This is a genomic window from Pseudoalteromonas sp. Angola-4 (assembly GCF_028599265.1).
In the GTDB taxonomy this organism is placed as follows: domain Bacteria; phylum Pseudomonadota; class Gammaproteobacteria; order Enterobacterales; family Alteromonadaceae; genus Pseudoalteromonas; species Pseudoalteromonas atlantica.
The window spans coordinates 108,146-124,758 of sequence record NZ_JAQREK010000003.1 but is presented as its reverse complement, the minus strand read 5'-3'; the positions used below and the strand labels follow the sequence as shown (position 1 = coordinate 124,758).

Here is a 16,613-nt window from a genome sequence, read left to right as displayed (position 1 = left end):
CTAACTGAATTTAGTTTTTACGACTATTTGATGCTGGATCTTAATTTGTTAGTAAAAAACTGATCTGTAAAGCCCCTGTGTTGTTAATAAATTGTTTGTAACATGTGTGTTTGCTGTTTACCTATTCTCATTTGGGCAGATAAAGTGCCATAAAGTACGTATAAACCGATTTTTTACTAACCTAGCAGCTCCAACCAGTTTATATAACGTTAATATTGCTTTTGCTGTGCGCAGTTAAAGAATATACTGGCAGAATTATTTTAAAAATTTAATACTTAGAGTGACATGTCTGCTAACTTATCAAAAAATGATTTACTGGCTATTTTTGAAGAAATAAAAAATGAGCAGGCAACCTTGTTCCCTCTTTCTGAGCGCTTTATAAAAAAGCTGTTTAGGCCAAACGTGCTCGATAAAGGCAAAGAGTATTATAAAAACGGCCAAATTAGTTGGTTAGAACACAGCAGTGATTTTGCTGTTATTGATTCAACGGTACAAGGCGACACCGGATCAGCATTTAACCAACGCATTGAGATCAGTAAAGTACCTACTGGTTACTCTGTTGATACGCATTGTACCTGTAATGCTAAAACCAAATGTAGGCACTTAGCCGCTGTATTATTTAAACTTAAAATAGAGCACTCAGGTGAATACGGAGAAGACTATTTTATTAACGATTGGTTTAGTGAGCTGACAGCACTTAAAAGTGTTGATGCTAAAGCTCCTTCGCAAGTTCTTTTATTTGTATTAGACATTGAAAACAATAAAGTATTTTTAACGCCAAAAATTGCCAATTACGACAAAAATAATAATTACACGCTTGGGCGCAATTTAACTGAGCAACAATTAAATAGCTTTGTAACGCCAAACGATTTGCTCGAAAGCGACTTTAGACTCTTTAGTTGGATTCGCTCACAAAATGCAGTGGGTAATTTAGAGCTAAAAGGTCAATGGGGCTTTAGCGCTTTACAACAATTAATTGCCACCGACCGATTATTTTTACAACGCTCTCGTGTTGCTATTAAAGCGCAAACTGGGCAATCGCTTAACTTTAATTGGCAGCAACAAAACGAGTTATCGCAATTAATTATTGAGCTTGAACACAGTAAAAATTGGGCATTGATAAAGACCACGCCGCCCGCTTATTTAGACCTCGATCACTTTAAAGTAGGCCGGATCAGAACACAGCTTAGCGCCGACGAAATAGCACATTTACAATCAATTCCCGCACTTCACGATGCTAATTTTGATCGCATTTATAAACAACTTGCCGACAATTTTGGCGCCGGTGTTATTCCGCATCCGAATAACGAACAAGTCAATGTTAAGCAACTTGGTAATGCTGTTTTAAAAGCCACTATGGATGAGCAAGGGCTTAAAGTTTCGCTATTATTTAAATATAAAAATAAAAATTATTTAGCGGGAACAGCACCCGCGAGTTTAATAAATAGTGCATTTGAAAACACAGTAACAAATGAGTTAGTAAATTTAGGTTTTGAGTTTTGTAAAGGGGGTTTACAAAGTGAGTTTATATTTAATAAACAATCACCTATACATCTACATTGGCTTGTTTACGAAGTATTCTCTGGCTTTAAAAAGCGTGGCTGGCAGGTAACTCAAACTAAAGTAAATGTAGCCGACCCCCAAGGGCACGTTACACTCGATGTAAACCGTGCTGCAGGTCACCAAATGCATTGTAAAGTGCAATTAAGCGATGCCAAAGCCGCTGTACTTTTTAATACCGATGATGCCACGTATCAATCGTTAAATCGTCAAAGTGAGCTGTTTTATTACTATCCTGTTGGGCGTCAATTTGGTGTTATTAGTAAAGCCGCCATTAATTTACTGACCGAATTTAAACAACGCTTTGAATTTGTAAAAACACGCGATGAATTTAATATCCCGCTTTCTTATTTACCTGAGCTGGTAAAGCATACCGCAGTTACTATAGACCTTCATGATGACTCTCTTGAGCGTTATCTTGATGAGTTAAACAACACCGAGCAGGCAATGCCAGTGGTGCCCTTACACGGTTTAAATGAGTCGGTAACACTACGTGAATACCAGCAACAAGGCGTTGATTGGCTTAGCTTTTTAAAGCGCCACCAATTAGGTGGCATACTTGCTGATGACATGGGGCTTGGCAAAACGCTACAAGTTATCGCCTTTTTAGCCAGCAGTTTTAATCGCCCGCAAGCGGGCCCTACCCTTATAGTGTGCCCTACAAGTTTGGTAAGTAATTGGCAAAACGAAATCACCAAATTTGCTAAAAGTCTTAAAGTAACCACTATTTTTGGCTCACAACGTAATGAGCCTTTACAACATTTAGCGCAAGCGCAATGTATTTTAACTACTTACCCATTATTAAAGCGTGATATTGCTTATTACTCGCCACTTTATTTTGAAAATATTATTTTAGATGAAGCGCAATATATTAAAAACGATACTGCACAAGTCTCGCGCTTAGTTAAGCGTTTAAATGCCGACTTTAAGTTATGTTTAAGCGGCACGCCAATCGAAAATAATTTGTTTGAGCTTAAATCGTTACTCGACTTTGCAATGCCTTCATTACTTGGCTCGCAAGCGCACTTTAAACAGCACTTTCAAACACCTATTGAGCGCGAAGCCGATTCAGAGCGAGCTGAGCAACTAAAAGCGCTTATTATGCCGTTTATATTACGCCGCACAAAAGCGCAGGTAGCTCAAGAGCTGCCACAAAAAACAGAGCTGTTAAAAGAGTTTGAGTTTGAACCTAAGCAAAAAGATATGTACCAAGGTATTACGCGCGCCTTAGAAGAAAAGCTCATCGACTTATTTGCTGAGCAAGGCGCACAAAAAAGTAAGCTCGCATTTTTAGAAGCGCTACTAAAGCTAAGGCAAATTTGTTGTCATCCAAAATTAATTGAGCCAGAAACACAAGCAGGTTCAGCAAAATTAGAATGGCTAACTACGCATTTGCCGTTAATGCTAAGCCTTGGTCGTAAAGTGATTATTTTTAGTCAATTTACCTCTGCGCTCGATTTAATTGCAGAGCGTTTAAACGATATAAATATCAACTTTAGTATGCTAACTGGGCAAACGCGTCATCGCGACAAAGTTATTGACGAGTTTACCAGTGGCAAAACCTCGGTGTTTTTAATCAGTTTAAAAGCAGGCGGTACTGGGCTTAACTTAACTCAAGCCGATACCGTTATTCACTTTGATCCATGGTGGAACCCGGCTGTTGAAAAACAAGCCACCGATCGTGCTTATCGAATTGGCCAAACAAATCCAGTGTTTGTTTATAAATTAATTATGAGTAACTCAATTGAGCAAAAGGTATTTAAAATGCAGCAAGATAAGCAAGCGCTTGTTGATGCATTATTTACCGATAAATCAATGAGCTTTACTTCGTTTGATGAGCAGCAAATGTTATCACTTATAAAAAGCTAATTTTTTTACTTAGCATGTGAACTAATTTAACCAAATGGCGTCTATTATATTGCTTGTTGAATAATTGCAGTTATCACAAGCTTCATGTTGATTTCCCCTGATTGGTTACTAAATTTAGTAATGATTGAGCCAGCCCTTTTAGCTGGCTTTTTTTATGCCTGTAATTAACACCTTAAATTGCATTTTTTATAAATAGTTTGAACTAAATTTAAAAACACGCGTCTACTATTATGCTTGTTGAATAATTGCAGTTATCACAAGCTTCATGTTGATTTCCCTGATTGGTTACTAAATTTAGTAATGATTGAGCCAGCCCTTTTAGCTGGCTTTTTTTATGCCTGTATTTAACACCTTAAAATACATTTTTATAAATTGTTTGAACTAAATTTAAAAGGGCGCGTCTACTATTATGCTTGTTGAATAATTGCAGTTATCACAAGCTTCATGTTGATTTCCCTGATTGGTTACTAAATTTAGTAATGATTGAGCCAGCTCCTTTTAAGCTGGCTTTTTTTATGCCCACATTTTAATTTTTAAATTATTTATATTTTTATGTGAACTTAATTTTGTGTGCGGCGTCTACTATTATGCTTGTTGATTAATTGCAGTTAACACAAGCTTCATGTTGATTTACCCCGTTTAATTACTAATTTTAGTAATGATTGAGCCAGCTCCTTTTAAGCTGGCTTTTTTTATGCCCACATTTTAGTTTTTATAATTATTTATATTTTTATGTGAACTTAATTTAATGAGTGGCGTCTACTATTACGCTTGTTGATTAATTGCAGTTATCACAAGCTTCATGTTGATTTCCCTGATTGGTTACTAAATTTAGTAATGATTGAGCCAGCCCTTTTAGCTGGCTTTTTTTATGCCTTTAGTAAATGTTACGCCCTACCCCCCACTACCTTTATTCGTTATGATGGCATGTCTCTAAATTTTATAAGTTTATTTTATGTTTACTCAGTTATTAACGCATATAGATTGGTTAAGTGCCAGCGCAGGGCTTGCAACAGGGCTCGTACTATATGGCCTAGTGTCGCTCCCTTCTCGTAATAAATTAAAACAGCACATTAGCGAGCAACAGCAACAGTTATCGTTATTACAAAACCAGTACGACAATAAACAGCTGCAATACACCGCCTTATTTGATGAGCACGAGCTGCTCGAGCAATCACATCAAGAGCAACGCGATGAAGCGCAGCATTTTAAAACTCGCTTTAGCGAGCAAGAAAAACAAAGTGTTCAATACAACCATTTTTGGCGTAAAGCCGAAGGCGAACTTAGTGCCTTGCGAGAGCAATATAACCAGCGCGATATTGAGCTTAATAATATGCGAACTACGCTTGAGCAAAAGCAGCAAAACTTTACCGAGCAGCTTGCACAAATAGAGCAAAGCAAAAATGTGCTTAAAAAAGAGTTTGAAAACCTAGCTAATAAAATTTTAGAAGAAAAATCGCAAAGCTTTAAAACGCTAAACCAAGAAAGCATTGAGCAACTATTAAAGCCAGTTCAAGGGGAGCTAAAAGGCTTTAGAGATAAAATGGAATCGATTCACGTTGAAGACTTAAAACAACGTGCTGCCCTTAAAACTGAGCTACTGCACTTGCAAGCTAAAAGCCAAGCTATTACCGAGCAAGCCGATAAACTTAGTAATGCCTTACAAGGGCAAAAAAAGACCCAAGGTAATTGGGGCGAACTAATGCTCGAAAACGTACTCGACAGCGCAGGCCTTCGCGCGGGTACTGACTACAAACGCGAAGTATCGTTTAATACCGAAGACGGTCGACTGCGCCCCGACGTAGTGGTGTATTTACCTCAGGGCCGCCACTTAGTGATTGACGCTAAAACATCGCTAAATGCTTATACCCGCTACGTTAATGCCGGAAACGAGCTAGAGGCTAGCCAAGCAATTAAAGAGCATGTAAATGCTGTTACCGCGCGTATTAACGAGCTTGCCAGTAAATCGTACGATCGTCTCCCTGGTATAAATTCGCCTGAAGTAGTTATTATGTTTGTGCCTATAGAATCTGCATTTGTAGAGGCGCTTAAATATCAAAGCGATATTTACCAACAAGCTATCGAAAAAAACATTTTAGTTGCTACACCAACTACTCTGCTTACAAGCCTTAATATTGTTAAACAGCTGTGGCGCTTCGAAGAGCAAACCAAATACTCTAAAGAGCTGGCGAATCGTGCAGAGCGCTTTTACAACAAGCTCAATGGCTTTTTAACGAGTATGGAAGGTGTTGGCAAACAACTAGACCGCGCCAAAGAAAGCTACGATAAAGCCTTTTCACAGCTTTACCGTGGTAAAGGCAACTTAATTAAACAAGCTTCAGAATTTAAAGAGCTAGGTGTATCGGTTCAAAAAGAGCTACCAAACGAAAGCGTAGAAAAAGCCCAATTAGAGCTAGATTAAATTCGATTTATCTCTACTGTTTTATACATTAAAAGGAAGGTTAATGGTTTCTCCATTACTCAATTCGCAAAGGTTAGCGTTAACCCCTATTAATTATGAGGATAGAGACGCTATTTTTGCTCTTGGTACTGTGGAGCAAAAATAGCGTTATTTAAGTTTTATGGCTGAAAAGCTAGCAAACGCTGAGGCAAAAGTAATTGAATACATAGACGTATATTACGTAGAAACATTATTTTTGGGCACAAGTTCTCATACTATTGCGGTTGGTTTGCCTCTAGTGCCTGGCAACTTACAAAGCTTTATACCAATTTTCATGGTAAAGCGCCGCAAAGCTAAAACAACTAAAGCTCACATGTACTCGCTTACGCCTTTAATACTCCACCTCATTTAATAACTCATTTATTTTTTCATCGCCAATACATTCTCCATTAGACCAGCTTGCATTAAGTAGTGTAATTAAATTACCAATACGCTCTGACTTACGCTGTAGCTGCTCAATTAGTGCATTAGCTTCATGTTGTTTTTGAGTGAGGCGCTCAATAATGGCGTTGTGATCTAGCTCCTCATTAGGCTTACGCAGGGAGGGGATTTCTTCAAGCGAAAACCCTAAACTTTGTGCAAACTTAATCATTTTAAGCTGCTCTACACTGGCTTTGTCGTATTGTCTATACCCGTTGTTATTTCGTGTACCGTGTGGCAGCAGCCCTATACTTTCGTAATACCGTATGGTGCTTGCTGCAATACCCGAGTGCTTCGCCAGTTCACCTATTTTCATTATTGCCTCTACTATAAAAAAGCGGGTTGACCTTAAAGCTGACTTTAAGGTTATAGTGCCTGTAATGTCAATTTATGGTTTATATTTATGTCTGAGTTTGAACAATCTGCTGTATTTACGCCCTTTACCCTACCAAGCGGTTTAACGCTTAAAAACCGAGTAGTAAAAGCCGCTATGGAAGAGAACCTCGCAGAGGCCGACCTAACGCCATCGCAAGTGCTTAAAAATGTATACAATGAATGGGCAAAAGGCGGGTGCGGGTTAATTATTACTGGCAATGTTATGGTTGACCACCTTGCAATGACAGGGCCAGGCGGCCTTGCCCTTGAGCAGCAAACCGATATAGCGCCTTTTGCAGAGCTTGCTCGTTTAGGGCAGCAAAACGACTGTAAAATTGTAATGCAAATAAATCACCCTGGCCGCCAAGTATTTAAAAAAATGGGTGGTAAAGCGCTAAGTGCCTCTGATATTGCGCTTAATATGGGTAAGCACTCTCACTTATTTACCCAGCCTACAGCTATGGATAAAAGCGAGATTAGTGATGTTATCGCTCGTTTTACCCATACCGCGCAACAGGCCGAAAAAGCAGGTTTTAATGGCGTGCAAATACACGCTGCACATGGCTATTTATTAGCGCAGTTTTTATCTCCACTAACTAATAAGCGTGATGACGAATGGGGCGGTAGCCTTGAGAATCGCGCGCGATTATTACTTGAAATAACACGCAGTATTAAAGCGCAATGCAGCGCCGGTTTTTCGGTATCGGTTAAGTTAAACTCAGCCGATTTTCAGCGCGGCGGCTTTGAACCGCATGATGCGCAAGCAGTTGTTAATATGCTTAGTGCATTAAAGCTTGATTTTGTAGAGCTTTCGGGCGGCAGTTACGAAGCACCCGCAATGCAAGGAACAACGGGTGATGAACGTACACTTGCACGTGAGGCGTACTTTTTGGAATTTGCCAAAGCTATTAGCGAGCAATCAACCATACCCATTATGACCACCGGTGGCATTAGCCGATTAGATGTGGCAAATAAAGTAATTAGCTCAGGCGTAGCGCTCGTTGGTATGGCCACGGCACTGGCTTATCAGCCTAATTTAGTTAATGCGTGGCAAAGTAATTCAGTGCAGCCGCTGTTAATGCCGCGTGTTACCTTTAAAGACAAAACCCTTGCAGGGCTTGCCACTATGGCGCTGGTAAAAAGGCAAATTCGCCGAGTGGGCCAAGGCAAACGCGTTAAAGCAAATGCCTCGGCTATTTTTACTTTAATAAGTGACCAAATACGCGCTGCAAAGCTTACAAAGCGCTATCGAAAACGCTTTGCAAAAGAGCTAAATTAATTAGCTCTAGTTTAAACTGATATTTTCTATGCCACACTTGAAAGCGTTGATTGAAGGGCGTTTGCATATGCCCAATTAACGCACTCTTGCGCTAAAATAGCGATGGTATCTAGGCAGGTGTCTGGCGAGTGTTTGGCTTGTTCATTTAACACAAGCGGTATTTCTGTACAGCCAAACAACACGCAGTCAGCACCTTGAGCAAGCATTAAGTCGTATGCCTTGCTTAACAAGTGGCGACCTTTATTTAAATCGCCCGCTTTTACGGCGGTTATGCCATCCATTATGGCTGCTTGTTGCTGAGTGTTTGGTTCAACAAAATCAATATTGTGATGCTTAAACGCATTTTGGTAAATGCCCATATTAAGCGTAGCGGTAGTGGCTAAAATGCCAACCTTTTGTTTGCCCGTGGCTTTTACTTGTTTTATAACGCTTTTTACAATGCTAATGGTGTGTACATCGGCATTTTTAGTGAGCGCGTCGTACCAGTAATGCGCGGTATTACACGGAATAACAATACAACTTACACCTAAGCTTGTTAGCTCTTTAAAGCCTTTTTTAAGCTCAAAAAATGGGTTTTCATCTTCAAGACCCATTAAAAATTTTGTTCTGTCAGGAATTTGCGGGATATTCCTTATAAACATAGGTATATGCTCTTGATCATTTTTAGCGGGCGATAGCGCAATTACCTGATTCATAAATGAGGCGGTAGCCAAAGGCCCCATTCCACCTAATACGCCAAGAGTTCTAAGCATGATTGCATTCCGGTTATTGAGTTTATAGGCGTAATTTATAGTGTTTTATTTAGTTTGAATAATGCTATTATTTTACCACCCATGCACAAATTGCATAACTAAGTGGTCGCTATGAATATTGAAAGTAAATGGTTAGAAGATTTTTTAACGCTCTCGCACACAAAAAGCTTTTCGCAAGCGGCAAAGCTTAGGCATATTACGCAACCTGCATTTAGTCGGCGTATAAAAGCCCTTGAAGATGCCCTTGGCGCAGCCTTAATCGACCGAGAAAACTTGCCTATTACTCTTACCCCAAGCGGTAAAATATTTCATATAACGGCGCGTAATTTAGTTAACCAAATGAATACCTCGGTTAGCATGCTTGAGGAGTTGTCGGTGCAGCAAAATTATTCTGTAAAGGTTGCGGCCGCACATTCTTTAGCGAGTTTTTTAACCTTACAACTCGCTAACTTTCAAACGCAAGATGAGCGCGACATTGTACTTAATTTAGAGGCTATAGACGTAGATAAAGCCACCGAAGCGCTGGAGCAAGGTGAATGCGACTTACTTATTGCCTTTGATAACGAACGCCTTAAACTGCCGCCGTTTAGTCATCAAAAAATAGGTAATGCTAAGTTGTTACCTGTTAGCGCCTGTGACGAGCAAGGCAAAGCCTTATATAACCTAGAAAGCGCAGCGCCTATACCGCATTTAGCCTACAGCCTCGACTCCTACATGGGCCGGCAGTTAGAGCCTATTATATCGGGCGCTAAGCTTAAAAAGGTGTTTGTTTCATCCATGACTGAGCTTTTAAAAGTGCACGCTGTAGCGGGCAATGGTATTGCCTGGCTGCCCGACTACGTTATATCAAACGAGCTTAAAAATAATACCTTGGTAGTTGTAGGGAGTGAGCACCACTGCGTGCCAATAACTTACTATGCGTATAGATACCATGCGGCTTTGCACCCCGGTGGCGAAAGTGTGTGGAATAAACTAACTGAGCTAAATATAAGCTAACTGTAAACCCCCGTTACAGTTAAAGAGGCGTTTCTAATTTAAAACGATAACAGCTATGTGCAATGGAATTTTAATTATTTACCTATTTTATTATGGAGTTTTATTTCCATAATAATTGGGTGTTTTGTCTCTTTTTTAATACTCTTGATAAAGCCAAAATAGCGTCATCAACACAGAGTATTAACTAGCTAACGAGGCAACTCCCATGAAAGCAATTGGATATCAAAAAAGTTTACCTATCGAAAACGAATTATCATTACAAGACATTGAACTTGAAACGCCAACAGCACACGGCCACGATATTTTAGTAGAAGTTAAAGCGGTATCGGTTAATCCGGTTGATTTTAAAATTCGCCAAGCAATGCCAGCAGCTGAGGGCGAGTATAAAGTAATTGGTTGGGATGCAACTGGGGTTGTTAAATCGGTTGGCGAAAACGTATCGCTTTTTAAGCCAGGCGACAAAGTATGGTACGCAGGCGACATTACGCGCTCAGGCAGTAACGCGCAGTTTCAGTTAGTTGACGAGCGTATTGTTGGCCATATGCCAAGTTCGCTTTCGTATGGCGAAGCCGCAGCATTGCCGCTTACCAGCATTACTGCGTGGGAATTATTGTTTGACCGTTTAAACGTAGCTAAAAACGATGATTCTAAAAGCATTTTAGTTATTGGTGCCGCCGGTGGTGTGGGCTCAATAATGGTGCAGCTATTAAAACAGCGCACTAAATTAAATATTATTGCCAGTGCTTCTCGTGCTGAAACAATATCGTGGTTAGAAGATTTAGGTGCCGATACCATTGTTAATCACCGTAACCCGTTAAGTGAAGAGTTTGCAGCTAAAAAATTAAGCGAAGTGGATTACGTTGTTAGCTTAAACAATACAGAGCAGCACTTACCTGAAATTGAAAAAGTAGTGAAGCCACAAGGCCAATTTGCCCTTATTGATGACCCTGAAACACTTAATATTGTGCCATTTAAAAACAAAAGCGTGTCGGTACATTGGGAGCTTATGTTTACTCGCTCGTTATTTAAAACCGACGACATGCAAGAGCAACACGTTATTTTAAATAACGTAGCCACTATGATTGACCAAGGGCAAATTAAAACCACGGTAGGTGAGCACTTAGGTAAAATTAACGCAGCCAATTTACGCAAAGTGCATCAGCACCTTGAATCGCAAACCGCTAAAGGTAAAGTGGTGTTAGAAGGCTTTTAAGGCCTTTAGCTAATATATTTTTTTTGAGTATACCCAAGCCCCTAACGGGGCTTTTTTGTGGCTATTATTTATATAACTGATTGTAATTAGGAATATGCTTTACCCAAAATGCAGGGCTGCCAATATACTCTTGTACAGTTTTTATAAATTCGCTCACTAGTGGCGTTTGTTTACGGTGAGGATACAGCGCATAAATACCGGTGCCCGATGCGCTGAGCTTATAATTAGTTAATAGCGGCACTAGCCCCATTTCGTCTATGGGTTTTTCTAGGTTAAATAAATCTAGCATCACATACCCTAAACCCGCTTTTGTGGCATCAAGCATGGCGCGTACATCGCTTACCTTATAGTTGCCTTTCATTTTGTGGGTTTTGTATTCATCACCATGAGGCTGGGTGCTTAATTTAATTTGATCTAGGCTTACATCGCCATTGCCATAAACCACCGCAGGTAAGGCGATAAGTTCTTCGGGTGTGCTTGGCATACCATGGCGTGCAATAAAGTCATTAGAGGCAACCAAAGCAAAGTGCATATCAGATATTTTTTTTGCCATTAGATTGGAGTCATTCAATTTGCCAATTCTAAATGCTAAATCGTAATGATCGGCAATAATATCGTTGCGCTTATCATCAAGCATGAGGGTTATTTTTACCTCAGGGTATTTTTGCATAAATAAATTAATGGCCGGCTGCACATACTGCTGCCCAAAAAACATGCCCGAGGTAATGCGCAAAATACCTTTAGGTTTTGCTTGGTAGGAGTCGGCAATGCTATGAATATCACTGAGCGTATCAATTAAAATATGCGCTTGCTGGAGTATTTCCTCCCCTGCGGAGGTAAGCGAAAACGAGCGCGTAGAGCGATTAAGTAACTGAATACCTAAACTGCTTTCTAGCTTTTTAATTTGCTTTGAAAGCGATGAGTTGTCCATATCGTGCAGCGCCGCGGCTTTAGCAAATGAGCCTTGCTGTACTACGTCAACAAATAACGCTAATTGGTTGGTGATTGACATCTCACTCTCCTAAATCCCAATAAGGTGTATCGGTGTAATAATTGCTCGCAAAATCAACAAACGCGCGCACTTTACTGGGTAAAAACTGCCTGTTTGCGTACACCATATAAAGCCCTATTGGGTCAGGCTCGTAGTCTTTTAATATACGTACTACTTTACCCTGTGCCATCGCCTCACCAGCTATAAATGTTGGCTGCATGGCAATACCGCCACCTGCTATAGCGGCATTGAGTAGCAGGTCGCCATTGTTAGCAACTAGGTTACTTTCAAGCTTTAACTCGTTTTTAAGCTCGTTCGCTCCACGTAGCTTTTTGGTAGGCTCGGTGTGTGCGTAGCGTAAATAGTTATGCGATTGCAGCTCTTCTAAGGTAGTAGGCGTGCCGTGCTGCGCTAAATAAGAAGGAGAGGCAAACACCGCTAACCTAATAGGCGCTATTTTTTTAGCAATAAGTGATGAGCTTTTTAAAACCCCAATGCGCAGCGCTATATCAATACCTTGCTCAACAATATCAACAAACTGGTCAGTAAGGTTTAGATCTAATTTTAAATTTGGATAACGCTTTTGAAACTCAACCAATAGCGGTGCTAAGTGCTTTACCCCAAACGACATAGGGGCACTAATACTGAGCACACCAGAGACATTTTCGTTTAGGTTATCGAGCGAATTTTCCATGTCGTCTATATCGTCTAGCACCTGTAAGCAGCGGGTAAAATAGTGATCTCCCGCCTCGGTAGTGCTTACTTTGCGCGTGGTGCGGTGCAGTAATCGGGTAGCAAGCCCCTCTTCTAGCGCAGACACATACTTGCTCACAAGTTGCGGCGATATGTCGAGCTTATCGGCAGCTTTAGAAAAAGACCCCTCTTGTACAACACTTACAAAAGTCTTCATGGTGGTTAGCTTATCCATTATTAGCAATGCCTTGTTTATAATTTTTAAATAAAGATCGTATTAATTATGTTTATAAAAACAGTTAAAGTCCACATATCGCATTTTTGCACAGTTAGTGAGTTTTTATAGCGTTATAAACACATTTTTTTGCGTAAATAACTATTTATTTACAACAAAATGGAGTTAATACGTGCTACTGCAGCAATCACGCTTCTTTTTATCCATTCTAACGCCAAGTCGGGTTTATTAATAATGCAGTATCGCTGTACGTGAATAAGCACGCTTATATTTTTATTAATGACTAAGAGATAAAGCCATGAAAAGATTAAACAACAAAGTAGCCATCGTTACTGGTGCAGCACAAGGTATTGGCGCTGCTTATGCAAAAGGTTTAGCTCAACAAGGCGCTAAAGTTGTGCTTGCTGATTTAGCCGACCCAAGCGCAGCTGTAGCTGAAATTATTGCCGCTGGCGGCCAAGCAATAGGCTGCAAAGTAGATGTAACGAATAGTGAATCGTTAGATGCCATGGTAAAACAAACCGAAGCTGAATTTGGCCCGGTTGAAATATTAGTTAACAATGCTGCTATATTTGCTGCGCTTGAGCTTAAACCATTTTGGGAAATATCTGAAGACGAATGGGATTTAGTTATGCGCGTAAATGCACGTGGGCCTTTTCAGTGTACCAAAGCAGTGTTGCCTAGCATGCGTAAATTAGGTCGCGGTAAAATCATTAACATTGCATCGGGTACATTTTTACGTGGTGCGCCTATGTTTTGCCATTATGTGGCATCTAAAGGCGCGGTTGTTGGGCAAACACGTGCGTTGGCCACTGAGCTTGCTAACGATAATATTTTAGTTAATTGCCTATTAGTTGGCTTAACCGAAAGCGAAGGCGTTAAAAATAACGCACAGTTTGATAAAGCTAAAAATAGCACACTAGGCTCACGAGTAATAAAACGTGCAATGGAGCCTGAAGACTTACTTGGCCCTGTTTGCTTTTTAGCCAGTGAAGACAGCGATTTTATGACCGGACAATGTATTAACGTTGATGGTGGCGCAATTAACTACTAACACGCCTTTATTGCTTATTTAGTGTTAATTTAAAAGCCGATGTTTACGCATCGGCTTTTTAACGAGGGAGCAAATAAAAATCAGTTTAACAATACTGTATTTATAATATCTCAATGGGCGCTTTATTTATTAACAAAATAAAAGCCAATAAAATAAGGGTATATTAATAAAACCCTTAGGTATTACCATGGCTCAACCTGCACTATTTATCTCTCACGGTTCACCTATTATGGCCGTACAGCAATCGCCAACGTCCGACTTTTTAAAAGCGCTTGGCAAGTCACTCAACACGCCACGCGCTATTGTTATTTTTTCGGCGCACTTTGATATGGCCCACGATGAAGCGGCTCATAATATTGTAATAACCGCAGGGCAAGCGCCTGAAACCATTCACGACTTTTACAATTTCCCTGCGCATATGTATAACATTAAATACCCTGCACCAGGTCATCCTGAGCTTGCGGGTAATATTGCAACGCTATTTAAAAGTAAAGGCATTACAGCAATACTTGATGGACGCCAAGGCTGGGATCATGGAGTATGGATACCACTGCGCTTAATGTACCCGCAGGCAAATATTCCTATTGTACAAGTATCTATAAATACTCAATTAGGCGCAAAAGCCATGTATGAATATGGGCAGTTACTTGCCCCACTTCGCGATGATAATATATTAATTATTGGCTCTGGCGGCATTAGCCACAACCTACGAGAAGTGTTTAAAACCCCTGCTACACCTAACCGTGTACAAATGGTAAAAGCGTTTACCCAATGGGTTGAATATAAGCTTTTAGCGCTAGACACACCCGCACTTTTAAATTACTTAGCCGATGCACCCCATGTGTTATTTAACCACCCTACCCAAGAGCATTTTTTGCCACTCTTTGCTGCTATGGGCGCAGGCGGCAAGCAAGTTGAAAAACTCTTTAGTGATATTGAAATGGATATTTTAGCGCTTGATACCTATAAGTTTTATTAATTTTAATCAGCATGGTGCAAGCGCCTTTGGTTTTTTAATCAAAGTGTAATGGGGGTTTACAAAGCGTATGTTGGGTTAAGAGCAGCAAAGCCCAACATAAAGTTATAAAGTGGGCTTTAACGCAGCTTTTTAATGTAATTAGATGTGGCGCTATTTTTATGCGCGTCACCATAAATAATTGGTGACGGATAGTATTCTGCGTCTAACTGTATGGTGGAGGCAACATCATCACCAAAATAATCAGCAATAAAAGCAAGGCACATATCCATACCTGCTGAAACACCCGCACAAGACCAAATATTGCCATCTTTTACAAAGCGTTCTTCAACTACGGTTACAGTGTTATCTTTTTTAAGGTGATCTAGAAAAGCCCAGTGGGTGGTTACTTTTTTATGCTTGAATAGCCCCGCTTTTTGCATTAAATACATACCAGTGCAAATAGATAAAACACTGTGGCAGTTTTCAGCTGTTTTTTTAAGATAATTAATAACGTCAAGGTCTTCCATTGCTATACGTGCACCACTACCGCCAGGTACAAATAATACATCGGGCTGCACTGGGTCAGTAAAATGATAATCGGCACTAAAACGCATGCCGTGCTCACCTGAGGGAGTCATAGAATTTAGCGATATTAATTCGGGTTTTTCACATAGCCCCTTTTCTGCCAGCAGGCCTATTAGTTCCCAAGAACCAACTAAATCCAGCTCTTCAACTTTGTCATAAATTAAAAAATATATTTTCATACTATGTTATTTAGTCCTTTAATTTGTATCGTTTTTAATTAATAGGCGCTGCAATCGTGTTGTAAATCATATTAATTTGAGCAATCGTTCAAAGTAAGTTAAGCTCAAAACGATTAACTTACAAGTATCTTAAATTTATTGGGAGCAAACATGGCAACCACACTCGCATTTGACGTATACGGTACGCTTATAAACACTCACGGCGTGCTGTCTTTACTTGAAGATATGATAGGCGATACCGCGCAAAAATTTTCAAATACATGGCGCGAAAAACAATTAGAGTATTCGTTTAGGCGTGGGTTGATGCAAAACTATATACCGTTTTCGTTATGTACCAAACATGCCCTCGATTACGCGTGTTTAGCGCACAAAACGCAGCTTAGTGACGATCAGAAGCAGCAATTGCTTGAGCAGTATAAAATTTTACCGGCCTTTGACGATGTTAAAAAAGGCCTTGAGCAACTTAAAGCGCAAAATTACAGATTGTTTGCATTTTCTAATGGCGCTGCTGATGCGGTAAATAAATTGCTCGAAACTGCAGGTATTAGTGAGCTTTTTGAAGGTGTAGTAAGTGCCGACGATATGAAAACATTTAAGCCAAACCCAGGTGTTTACAGCCATTTCTTACGCGAGACCAATTCAACGGGCGCAAACACCTGGCTTATTTCGAGTAACCCGTTTGATATTACCGGCGCTATTTCACATGGTATGCGCGGAGCATGGATAAAACGCTCTGAGGATTCTATTTTTGATCCGTGGGAAATTCAGCCAACCACCGTAGCCACCGATCTAGTGGATTTAAAAAATAAGCTTGAAGATATCAATTAAGCTGCATTTTTTCTTTTATATCCCTCTTTAGCACTTAAGGTTTAACCGAGTTGTAAAGGGGGCTTACTTCTTATAGTGGTACTGCCCACTTATAATACGTTAGCTTTTAGCTACCCCCCATTTCTCAACTCTTATATTTAAACCATCGCACTATTTTACAAACTG

The 16,613-nt window shown here is 40.1% G+C and carries 13 protein-coding genes; 8 read left to right on the top strand and 5 right to left on the bottom strand.

The features are described from left to right. The first annotated feature begins 285 nt into the window (after nt 1-285). Nucleotides 286-3,429, top strand: a complete 3,144-nt coding sequence (locus tag PSH48_RS05320) for a DEAD/DEAH box helicase (protein WP_273611060.1) — start codon at nt 286-288, stop codon at nt 3,427-3,429. 955 nt (nt 3,430-4,384) lie between these two features. Beyond that, a complete protein-coding gene (rmuC, locus tag PSH48_RS05315; protein ID WP_273611059.1) occupies nt 4,385-5,851 on the top strand; it encodes a DNA recombination protein RmuC in 1,467 nt (488 codons plus the stop codon). A gap of 370 nt (nt 5,852-6,221) precedes the next feature. Here rmuC and PSH48_RS05310 read toward each other — a convergent pair whose 3' ends face one another. Beyond that, the gene (locus PSH48_RS05310; RefSeq protein WP_138685408.1) at nt 6,222-6,626 is read right to left on the bottom strand and encodes a MerR family transcriptional regulator; all 405 of its coding nucleotides are present in this window, start codon (nt 6,624-6,626) and stop codon (nt 6,222-6,224) included. Between the two features lie 87 nt (nt 6,627-6,713). On the opposite strand from PSH48_RS05310, the gene PSH48_RS05305 reads away from it, so the two are divergent. Further along, nucleotides 6,714-7,964, top strand: a complete 1,251-nt coding sequence (locus tag PSH48_RS05305; protein WP_273611058.1) for an NADH:flavin oxidoreductase/NADH oxidase family protein — start codon at nt 6,714-6,716, stop codon at nt 7,962-7,964. A 26-nt stretch (nt 7,965-7,990) separates the two neighbouring features. On the opposite strand, the gene PSH48_RS05300 is transcribed toward PSH48_RS05305, so the two are convergent. Next, nucleotides 7,991-8,716 (bottom strand): aspartate/glutamate racemase family protein, encoded by a 726-nt coding sequence (locus tag PSH48_RS05300; RefSeq protein WP_273611057.1) that lies wholly within the window; start codon nt 8,714-8,716, stop codon nt 7,991-7,993. A 111-nt stretch (nt 8,717-8,827) separates the two neighbouring features. On the opposite strand from PSH48_RS05300, the gene PSH48_RS05295 reads away from it, so the two are divergent. Then, on the top strand, nt 8,828-9,712 hold the full coding sequence (locus PSH48_RS05295) for a LysR family transcriptional regulator (protein WP_058550380.1): 885 nt from the start codon (nt 8,828-8,830) through the stop codon (nt 9,710-9,712). A 205-nt stretch (nt 9,713-9,917) separates the two neighbouring features. Beyond that, complete coding sequence (locus tag PSH48_RS05290; RefSeq protein ID WP_273611056.1) at nt 9,918-10,925, top strand: zinc-binding alcohol dehydrogenase family protein; 1,008 nt, start codon at nt 9,918-9,920, stop codon at nt 10,923-10,925. A gap of 64 nt (nt 10,926-10,989) precedes the next feature. Here the strand turns inward: PSH48_RS05290 and PSH48_RS05285 are convergent, their stop codons facing one another. Both PSH48_RS05285 and PSH48_RS05280 read right to left on the bottom strand, forming a co-directional pair. Further along, nucleotides 10,990-11,937, bottom strand: coding sequence for a LysR family transcriptional regulator (locus tag PSH48_RS05285; RefSeq protein WP_054981994.1), 948 nt, complete (start codon nt 11,935-11,937; stop codon nt 10,990-10,992). Nucleotide 11,938: 1 nt separating this feature from the next. Then, nucleotides 11,939-12,844: a LysR family transcriptional regulator gene (locus PSH48_RS05280; RefSeq protein WP_273611055.1), complete on the bottom strand. Its 906-nt coding sequence runs from the start codon at nt 12,842-12,844 to the stop codon at nt 11,939-11,941. A 298-nt stretch (nt 12,845-13,142) separates the two neighbouring features. Here PSH48_RS05280 and PSH48_RS05275 point away from each other — a divergent pair, with 298 nt between their 5' ends. Together PSH48_RS05275 and PSH48_RS05270 are read left to right on the top strand one after the other, a co-directional pair. Further along, complete coding sequence (locus PSH48_RS05275) at nt 13,143-13,898, top strand: SDR family NAD(P)-dependent oxidoreductase (protein WP_273611054.1); 756 nt, start codon at nt 13,143-13,145, stop codon at nt 13,896-13,898. 187 nt (nt 13,899-14,085) lie between these two features. After that, nucleotides 14,086-14,877 carry a DODA-type extradiol aromatic ring-opening family dioxygenase gene (locus tag PSH48_RS05270; RefSeq protein ID WP_273611053.1) on the top strand — a complete coding sequence of 264 codons (792 nt, stop codon included), beginning with the start codon at nt 14,086-14,088 and terminating at the stop codon, nt 14,875-14,877. Nucleotides 14,878-14,993: 116 nt separating this feature from the next. Here PSH48_RS05270 and PSH48_RS05265 read toward each other — a convergent pair whose 3' ends face one another. Further along, nucleotides 14,994-15,620 carry a DJ-1/PfpI family protein gene (locus tag PSH48_RS05265; protein ID WP_273611052.1) on the bottom strand — a complete coding sequence of 209 codons (627 nt, stop codon included), beginning with the start codon at nt 15,618-15,620 and terminating at the stop codon, nt 14,994-14,996. A gap of 150 nt (nt 15,621-15,770) precedes the next feature. On the opposite strand from PSH48_RS05265, the gene PSH48_RS05260 reads away from it, so the two are divergent. Further along, nucleotides 15,771-16,448, top strand: a complete 678-nt coding sequence (locus PSH48_RS05260; protein WP_273611051.1) for a haloacid dehalogenase type II — start codon at nt 15,771-15,773, stop codon at nt 16,446-16,448. The last annotated feature ends 165 nt before the right edge of the window (nt 16,449-16,613 follow it).